At 75.3% G+C, this 8,273-nt stretch carries 9 protein-coding genes; 5 read left to right on the forward strand and 4 right to left on the reverse strand.

Features of this window, described 5'->3' with window-relative positions:
• Nucleotides 1-72 precede the first annotated feature (72 nt).
• On the reverse strand, nt 73-1,287 hold the full coding sequence (locus tag AB0O29_RS10420) for an FAD-dependent monooxygenase (protein WP_365149120.1): 1,215 nt from the start codon (nt 1,285-1,287) through the stop codon (nt 73-75).
• A 203-nt stretch (nt 1,288-1,490) separates the two neighbouring features.
• Between AB0O29_RS10420 and AB0O29_RS10425 the strand changes: the two genes are divergently transcribed.
• Nucleotides 1,491-2,726 (forward strand): MFS transporter, encoded by a 1,236-nt coding sequence (locus AB0O29_RS10425; RefSeq protein ID WP_365149122.1) that lies wholly within the window; start codon nt 1,491-1,493, stop codon nt 2,724-2,726.
• Here the strand turns inward: AB0O29_RS10425 and AB0O29_RS10430 are convergent.
• Together AB0O29_RS10430 and AB0O29_RS10435 are read right to left on the reverse strand one after the other, a co-directional pair.
• On the reverse strand, nt 2,723-2,908 hold the full coding sequence (locus tag AB0O29_RS10430; RefSeq protein WP_365149125.1) for a DUF397 domain-containing protein: 186 nt from the start codon (nt 2,906-2,908) through the stop codon (nt 2,723-2,725). The genes AB0O29_RS10425 and AB0O29_RS10430 overlap by 4 nt on opposite strands.
• A gap of 3 nt (nt 2,909-2,911) precedes the next feature.
• Nucleotides 2,912-3,793: a DUF5753 domain-containing protein gene (locus AB0O29_RS10435; RefSeq protein WP_365149127.1), complete on the reverse strand. Its 882-nt coding sequence runs from the start codon at nt 3,791-3,793 to the stop codon at nt 2,912-2,914.
• Nucleotides 3,794-3,932: 139 nt separating this feature from the next.
• On the opposite strand from AB0O29_RS10435, the gene AB0O29_RS10440 reads away from it, so the two are divergent.
• From AB0O29_RS10440 to AB0O29_RS10455, 4 genes are all read left to right on the forward strand, one after another.
• On the forward strand, nt 3,933-4,367 hold the full coding sequence (locus AB0O29_RS10440) for an ATP-binding protein (protein WP_365149129.1): 435 nt from the start codon (nt 3,933-3,935) through the stop codon (nt 4,365-4,367).
• Nucleotides 4,368-4,377: 10 nt separating this feature from the next.
• Entirely contained in the window at nt 4,378-5,586 is a 1,209-nt protein-coding gene (locus tag AB0O29_RS10445; protein WP_365149132.1) for a DUF1266 domain-containing protein, read from the forward strand.
• Nucleotides 5,587-5,660: 74 nt separating this feature from the next.
• Nucleotides 5,661-6,074, forward strand: a complete 414-nt coding sequence (locus tag AB0O29_RS10450) for a PPOX class F420-dependent oxidoreductase (RefSeq protein ID WP_365149135.1) — start codon at nt 5,661-5,663, stop codon at nt 6,072-6,074.
• Between the two features lie 137 nt (nt 6,075-6,211).
• Nucleotides 6,212-7,372: a hypothetical protein gene (locus tag AB0O29_RS10455; RefSeq protein WP_365149138.1), complete on the forward strand. Its 1,161-nt coding sequence runs from the start codon at nt 6,212-6,214 to the stop codon at nt 7,370-7,372.
• Between the two features lie 6 nt (nt 7,373-7,378).
• On the opposite strand, the gene AB0O29_RS10460 is transcribed toward AB0O29_RS10455, so the two are convergent.
• Nucleotides 7,379-8,273: MFS transporter (locus AB0O29_RS10460; RefSeq protein ID WP_365149141.1), on the reverse strand; the 895-nt coding region annotated here is incomplete at its 5' end.

An 8,273-nucleotide genomic window follows, 5' to 3' on the forward strand; every position in this document is an offset into this window, starting at 1 on the left:
GCCCCCGCCCGGCCGCCGCCCGGCGCTCCGTCCGTCCCACGCCCGGCCCCGCGCCCGGCACCCCGTCCGGCCCTACGAGGACATGGCCTGGCCGCCGATCCCCGGCGCGCCCGCCAGCTGTCCCTCCCACCACCGCGCGACGTCGTCGGCGGTCATCCGCGCCCACTCGGGCGTCCGCTCCACCTGGGCGCGCCCCAGCCGCCGGGCGAGGGCGACCAGGTCCCGTCCGGCCCCGCCCCGCGCCGCCTGGTAGCCGGCGACCAGCTCCTCCCAGGACCCCGCCCTCCCCCACGCCGCGCCGAAGGCGGTGGCGTCCTGGAGGGCCTTCGCCGCCCCGCTCGTGTTGTGCGGCCGCACCACGCTCGCCGCGTCGCCCGCCAGCAGCAGCCGCCCCGCCGCGGCGGGCTCGGTCACCAGGTCGTAGATGGGCTGCACGAACGTGTCCCCGGGCGCCGTCAGCGCCAGCGCCCGACCCCAGTACTCCGGGAACTCCCGCTCCAGCAACGCCCGCAGATGCCCCGCGAGTTCCTCCCCCAGCGCCCCGGGCGGAAAGCTCGTCGGATCGTCGAACCGCAGCCCGGCGCCGGCCGGGGGCGCCGCGTACAGCACCCAGTTCACCCGCAGCCCCTCCGGCCCGGGGATCCGGTAGATGACGCAACTCCCCCCGGGGAAGCACACGGTGGTCACGGCTCGGGGATGGGACCCGGCCCCGGCCGGCCCCTCCAGCAGCCCCGCGTCGAAGTTCCCCCGCCAGCACACGTACCCGGCGTAGTCCGGGCTCGCCCCCGGGCTCACCGCCTCCCGCACCACCGACCGGTACCCGTCGGCCCCGACCACGAGGTCGAACCGCTCGCCGCCCCCGCCGGAGAACCGCACCCCCACCTTGTCCGCGTCCGCGCCGACCGCCTCGACGGCCACCCCCTGCCGGTAGTCCACCGCCCCCGGCACGGCCTCCCGCAGCCCCCGCCACAGCAGCCCCCAGTGGTACGAGTGGAACGGGAACGGCTGCTCCCAGATCAGCCGCCCGCCCGCCCCCGCCGAGGCGTCCCGCACCACCCACCGCCGCCGCTCCAGCCGGTGCGCGGGGATCCCCGGCGGCAGGGCCCCGGCGGCCGTGAGTTCCGCGGCCCGGTCGTCGTGGACGCACAGCCCGACCCCCCGGTCCGCGAGCCGCCCGCCCGTCCGCTCCAGGACGACGACCTCCCCGGCCCCCGCCCGCACCGCCGCCGAGGCGAACGCGCACCCGGCGATGCTCCCCCCGACCACCGCGACCGACCCACCGCGCATAACGTCCTCCACCCGCCGCCGAGTTGTCCGACCGGCCAGCGTACTGACGCGGACGCCCGCACCGGGGCGGCGCGGCGGATCCGGCCACGGCGCGCCGCCCCTCCCGCCGGGGCGCCGGCCCACCGGGACGCCCCCGGAAAACCCCGGGCCAGCGCCGCCGTCCGGGCATTAGGGTGCTCGCCGCACCGAGCCCGAGGGAGACCATGCAGACCGCCGCCGCACCACCGCAGACCCCCCGCACGCCCTGGCGGATCCCGGCCTTCCGGCGATTCGTCTCGGCCAATCTGATCTCGGCGGCGGGTTCCGCGACGGCGCCGCTGGCGCTGGCCTACTCGGTCATCGAACAGGGCGGGGGCGCGGGCTCCCTGGGCCTGGTGCTCGCCACCAACACCCTCCCCACCATCGTGTTCCTGCTGATCGGCGGGGTCTACGCGGACCGGCTCTCCCGGAGCCGGATCCTCTTCCTCGGCAACCTCCTCGCGGCCGCCGCGCAGGGCGCGCTCGCCGTGACCGTGGCCACGGGGCACGCGACGACGGCGTCCATCGCCGCCTGCGGCCTCGTCTCGGGAACGGCGGCCTCGTTCATCGTCCCGGCCATGCAGGGCGCCATGGCGCAGCTCGTGCCCGCCGAACACCTCCAGGAGGCCAACGCGCTGCTGAGGCTGCCGACGAACGCGGTGAAGGTGCTGGGGCCGGTCACCGCCGGGTTCCTCGTCGCCGTGACGGACGCGGCCTGGGCGCTGGGCTGGGACGCCGCCACCTTCGCCGTCGCGGCCGTCCTCCTCCTCGGCCTGCCGCTGGAGGCCCCGACCGCCCCGGCGAGCGGGGTCCTGGCCGACCTGCGGGCGGGCTGGACGGGGTTCCGGTCCCGCACCTGGCTGTGGACGTACACGGCGGCCGGCGCGGTCCTCGTCGCGGCCTGGCTGGCCGGCTTCCAGCTCCTCGGCCCCCTCGTCGCCGACCGGGAGTACGCGGGGGCCCGGGACTGGGGCCTGATCCAGGCGGCGTTCTCCTGCGGGCTGCTGGCCGGAACCCTGGTCTGCCTGCGCTGGAAGCCGTACCGCCTCCTCGCGGTGGCGGTCGCGGCGTCGGCCGCCCTCGCCCTCCCCCTGGCCGCCCTGGCCCTCACCCTGCCGCTGCCGCTCGTCCTGGCGGCGGCCCTGCTGGCGGGGGTCGGCCTGGACGTGGCGATCGTCGCCTGGAGCACGGCCTTCCAGCAGCACGTCCCGCGGGCCGAGCAGGGCCGCATGAGCGCGTTCAACGGCGTCGGGGAGCGCCTGGCCATCCCGCTCGGCTACCTGATCACGGCCCTGGCGACCCACCTGTGGACCGGCCGCACGGTCCTCCTGGCCTGCGCGGCCCTGATCACGGCGGCGGCCGCCCTCAACCTGTGCGTCCCGGACGTGCACCGCGTCAACCGGCGCACCCCGGAGGCCTAGGTTCCGCACGTCCTCGCGAACTCCGCCCACGCGGTGTCGGTCACCTGGATGACCGGGCCGTCCGCCGTCCGCTTGCTGTCGCGGACGGCGACCGTGCCCGTCACGTTCGTGGCCACCTCGACGCAATCCGAGTTGACCTGGCCTTCGCTGTAACTGGACTTCTTGAACTCGAAGTTACTCACGCCCTACAGACCTCTGCTGATTTCTTCGATCAGGTTGAGGGACGCCTGCGGCGCGAGACTCATGCGCGCCACCCTCTCGAACGTCCGCGTGTACTCCCGGCTGGCTTCCGCTCCCTCTGCCCACACAGTAGCCGCGATGCCTTCGGCGTAGCCGACGTCCAAGGCTCCCGGCTCGGCGAACGAGATGACGTTGAACGCCCCGCCTGCGGCGTGATGTGCTCCCACCCGGAACGGGAGCACCTGGACGTGGACGTGCGGCAGCTTCGCCATCTCCACGAGGTGGCCGAGCTGCCCGCGCATGACGTCGGGTCCGCCGATCTGCTGGCGCAGAGCAGCCTCCCAGAGCACCGCGTGGAACTCCACCGGGCTGTCACCCCACAATCGGGCTTGCCGCTTCAGCCGGGATTCCACCAGCACCTCGATCTCGTCCGGATGAGTCCAGTCGGACGTGACGCCGAGGGCCCGCACGTAGTCAGCGGTCTGGAGCAACCCGGGAACCAGAGCCAGCTGCCACGTGCGAATGTGGGTGGCCACTTCCTCCATCGCGGCGTATTCGCCCAGATTGCCGACGCGGGCCAGCTGCTGCCACCAGCCCTTCGCCTTCCGGCGCTCCCGGTCCAGCCGGGCGATCCGCAGCAGCCCGTCCACGACCCCGGCGTCCTCGACGCCGTAGAACTCGCACAGCACCCGGATGTCCGGGTCCCGCATCGGGACCCAGCCGCTCTCCATCTTCACGATCTTCGTCGCCGTGGCGGTGATCGCCTGAGCGGCCTGCTGCTGGGTCGAGCCCGCCGCCGTGCGCAGCTTGTGCAGTTCGCCGCCCAGCCGGCGCCCCAGCACCGTCGACGTCCGGTTGCCCTGGCCCTCGCGTGTTCCACGGTTCACCGGCACAGTGTCCCGCCCGCGTGCGCCGCCGTCGACAACCTCATCCGTACGGGGAAGATATTCCCCGAACAGCTTGCTCCGGCCCCCGGCCACCCCTACCGTCGGTGACGACCCGCTCACCCCCCGACCAGGAGGTGCCATGGACAGCGAGCACACCCTCGCCCGCTCCGCCGTGCGGAACTACCCGCCCCGTCAGGACTCCGTTCCCGCCGCCCGGCGGTGGGCCGCCTGGATGGCCGTGGCCTGGGGGGAGCCCCGGGTGGCCGCCGACGTGGCGCTCGTGACCAGTGAGCTCGTCACCAACGCGCTGCTCCACGGCGCCGTCCGGGACCGGTACCTGCGGGTCGAGGTGCGGCTCGACGGAGCGGTGCTCCGGGTCGCGGTCACCGATCCGAAGGGTGAGCGGTGGCCCGAGGTGCGGACGGCCGGGGACGGGGAGCAGTACGGGCGGGGGCTGTACGTGGTCAGCGCCGTCGCGCGGCGGTGGGGGGCGTCGCGGCTGGTGGTGGGGAAGACGGTGTGGGCCGAGTGCGCCCTCCCGGGGCCCGACGGGGGCGCCCGGGGCCCCGTATAGGGTCCCCCGTGTGGACGAGTCGTGGACGGCGCCGAGTGTGATCGAGCGCGAACTGTACGAGGCGAAGGCGCGCGGGGACTGGCCCGGCTACATGGACGCCCTCGCCCGGGCCGAGCTGTTCCTGCCGCAGCCCCGCGCCCAGATGGACGCCGACCCCTCCGCCGCCCGCTTCCACCCCTCCGCCGGGAACGTCCTCGCCGTCTACACCCGGGGCATGCTGCCCGCCCCCGACGCCCACACCGTCTACCTCCGCCAGAGCCTCGCCTGGTTCGCCAACGCCTGGGACCCCCGGGACCCCGCCCACCTCGCCGTGAACCCCGGCAGCCCCGTCGAGGCGTACCTCACCACCACCCCCGCCGACCTCGCCCGCTGGCGGGCCCACTGGGACGCGGCCCCCTCCTGGGGCCTGGCCCCGGGCGCCGTGCACGCCCTGCACACCGGCGGCCCGCTGCACGGACCGGTGGCCCGGGGACTGGCGGTCGGCGCCCATCTGGCCGTCTCCAACGGGGAGTTCTGGAACGCCCTCGCCTACCACGGCGACGGCTACACCCGTGAGCGCGAGCGGCTGCGCGAGATGTGGGAGGTCACCGACGCCGCCGGCTGGTTCGACGTGCTCCAGCGGATGCTGGAGGCCGACGTCGTCAGCCCGGTCTGGGAGTTCGCGCTCCGCCTGCGCCGCGTCCTCGCCTCCGACTTCGCCGGGCCCGTCGACGTCGAGCACTGGCGGCACGCCGCCGAGGCCGGTCTGCGCCGCAGCGCCGAGCAGGCCGCCCAGCCGCGCCTGACCCCCGACGGGGTCACCGTGGCCCAGCCGCGCCCCGCCGCCGAGGTCGAGGGCGAGATCGCCGGGGTGCGCCGGCTGATCGGCCGGATCACCCGTTACGAGCAGCGCTTCCGCGCCGACGGCCTGCTCCCCGAGGACGGCTGGGTCCGCTCGGTCGGGGCGTGGGACTACGGGCGGGCCTCCCAGATGGCCCGCTGGGGCGTCGCCACCCGCTACTGCACCGTCCAGGACGCGGAGCGCGCCGTGCTCCGCGCGGGCGAGCAGGCCCTGAGGACGTACGGCTCGTGGGCGGAGTTCTCCGCCGGGTACGCGCTCGCGCGCTGCCTGCACTTCGACGGGGAGGAGTTCGGCAGCTGGTACGCCTCCTCCCTCGCCACCCACCTGACGCTGACCACCGACCCGGCCAGCCCGTTCCTCAACATCCCGTGGAGATGAGCGACTTCTGGTAGTCGGCGGCCGTCACGCCGCACCCGGCCGAAGGAACGGCGGGGCCGATTAGCCTCGGAATCATGACGATTGAGCTGAACGACGCCGTACGCCGACTGCTCGACTCCCCCCACCCCGCCGTGCTCTCCACCCTCAACCCCGACGGCAGCCCGCAGAGTTCCGTGGTCTGGGTGACCCGGGACGGCGCCGACCTGCTGGTCTCCACCGAGCGCGGCCGCCGCAAGGAGCGCAACCTCGCCCGTGACGGCCGGGTCGGGCTGACCGTCTTCGACCCGGCCAACCCCTACCTCTACGCCGAGATCCGCGGCACCGTCACCATCAGCGAGGACGCCGGCCGGGCCGTGGCCGTGCGGATCGCCGAGGAGTACCTCGGGCCGGGCGCCGGCAAGGAGTACGGGAACGCCGACGACGGGGCGGTACGGGTGGTCCTGCGCATCACCCCGTCCAAGGTGCTCGGCAACGCCGCCAGGGCGTAGGCCGGACGGCGGCGGCGCGGTACGGCGGGCGGGCGGTTCCCGGGCGAGCCGCACGGGCGTCCGGGGCGGGCCCGGGGCGCGGGCTGATAGGTGGTCGTACGACTCCCGCTTGCCGCCCACCGAGAGGGACCCGGCCCATGCCGCACCCGCCGAAGACGCTCCGACGAAGCCTGCGCGCGCTGCTCACCGCCTCCCTGGGCGCGCTGCTCGCCCTGGCCGCCGCCACCGCCCCGGCCCAGGCCGGGGCGGGGCACGTGGGGGACGTGACCGAGTTCCCGCTCACCACCCCCGACAGCTTCCCCGCCGGCCTGACGGCGGGCCCGGACCGGGCCGTGTGGGTCGCCGAGAACGGGGCCGACCGAATCGCCCGTGTCACGCGCGACGGCAAGGTCACCGAGTACCCGCTGCCGACCCCTGACGGCTTCCCCCAGAACATCGTCGCGGGGCCCGGCCGCGCCCTGTGGTTCACCGAGGGGCTCACCTCCAAGATCGGCAGGATCACGACGAAGGGCCGGGTGACCGAGTTCCCGCTGCCCGGCCCGGACCGTTTCCCCCTGGGCATCGCGGTCGGCGGCGACCACGCGCTCTGGTTCACCGAGGCGTTCTCGAACGCGATCGGGCGGATGACGGCCGACGGAAAGGTGACCGAGTACCCGATCCCCACGCCGGACAGCTTCCCGTATTACATCGCCACCGCGGCCGACGGCTCCCTGTGGTTCACCGAGTCGTACGCCGGCAAGATCGGCCGGATCAGCCTGACCGGGCAGATCACCGAGTACCCGCTCGGCAACTCCTTCTCGTTCCCCTCCGGCATCGCGGCCGGACCCGGCGGGATGTGGTTCACGGCGGCCGGGCTGAACGCCGTCGGGCGGATCAGCCGCAGCGGTGAGATCAAGCTCTTCCCGATGCCCTCCGCCGACAGCCTGGTCTACGACATCACCCGCGGCCCGGACGGGCACATGTGGTTCACGGACCAGGCGCACGGCGTCGGCCGGATCAGCCGGAGCGGTGCGATCACCCAGTATCCGGTGCCCGGCGCGGCGGACAAGGTCCCGTTCAACATCACCACCGGGCCCGACCGGAACATCTGGTTCGGCGAACTGCTGGCGGGCTCCGTAGGCCGTGTCCAGGCCCTCCCGGGCCGGGGCTCCGGCCACACCACGCTCCCGGTCCCGGCGAAGACGCACCCCGCCCCGCACCCGGCCGCCCCGGCGGGCCACCGCCCCCTGCGCCTCGCCCCCGGGCTGGACCGCCTGCTCCAGAAGAAGGGCCTGCTCCAGAAGAAGGGCCTGCGGTAGCCCGCCCTACCCCCGTCGCGACCGCCCCGGCAGCCGCAGGGCGGCCGCGAGGGACAGGGCGATCAGCACCGCCGCCACCGCGTACGCGGTGCGGAAGCCGCCCGGGGTGGTGCCCGACGTGCCGAGGACCACGGAGGTCAGGGCCGTCCCGACCGAGGCGCACAGCTGGGAGTTGATGCTGAGGGCCGTGCTCGCCGCCGCCATGCGCGCGGCGGGCAGGTCCCGGCCGGCGGTGGTCATCGTCGGCATGAGCACCATCCCGGCGCCGACGCCCATCACCATCAGCGAGCCCACGACCTGCCAGGCCGGCGCCCCGGGGGCCCCCGCCCGCAGGCCGGTGAGCAGCATGCCGAGGGCCGCGACCGCCACCCCGGCGGGGATCAGCCGGCGCGGGGAGACGGTGTCCACCCGCCGGGAGGCGATCTGCATGGTCACGCCGACCGCGAGGCCGACGGGCGCCACCAGCAGCCCCGCCGCGCTCGCGCTCAGCCCGCGCGCCTGCTGCCAGTACACCGGGGCCAGCAGCATCGAGCCGAAGTAGCCGCAGGTGAAGGGGGCGAGGGTGCCGATGGCGGCGGCGAAGGTGCGGTCGCGCAGCAGCCGCAGGTCGAGCAGCGGCTCCGGCACGCGCAGCGCGCGGCGGACGAACGCGGCGACGAGGACGGCGCCGCCCAGCAGGGGCAGCAGTACCCCGGCGGAGCCGAAGTCGCCGCTCTCACCGCCCCGGGACAGGCCGTACAGGAGCAGCGCGAGGCCCGGGGAGAGGCTCAGCAGCCCCGGGAGGTCGAGCCGCGGGGGGGGGGGCGCGCGCGGGGGGGGGGGGCGGCGCGGCGCGTCCGGCGCGCGGGTGGTGGGTGGGGGTGGGGGAACCGGGATTGATCGGCAACGAGCCACGGTGGTG

It is taken from the genome of Streptomyces sp. NPDC089915, assembly GCF_040684675.1.
In the GTDB taxonomy this organism is placed as follows: Bacteria; Actinomycetota; Actinomycetes; order Streptomycetales; family Streptomycetaceae; genus Streptomyces.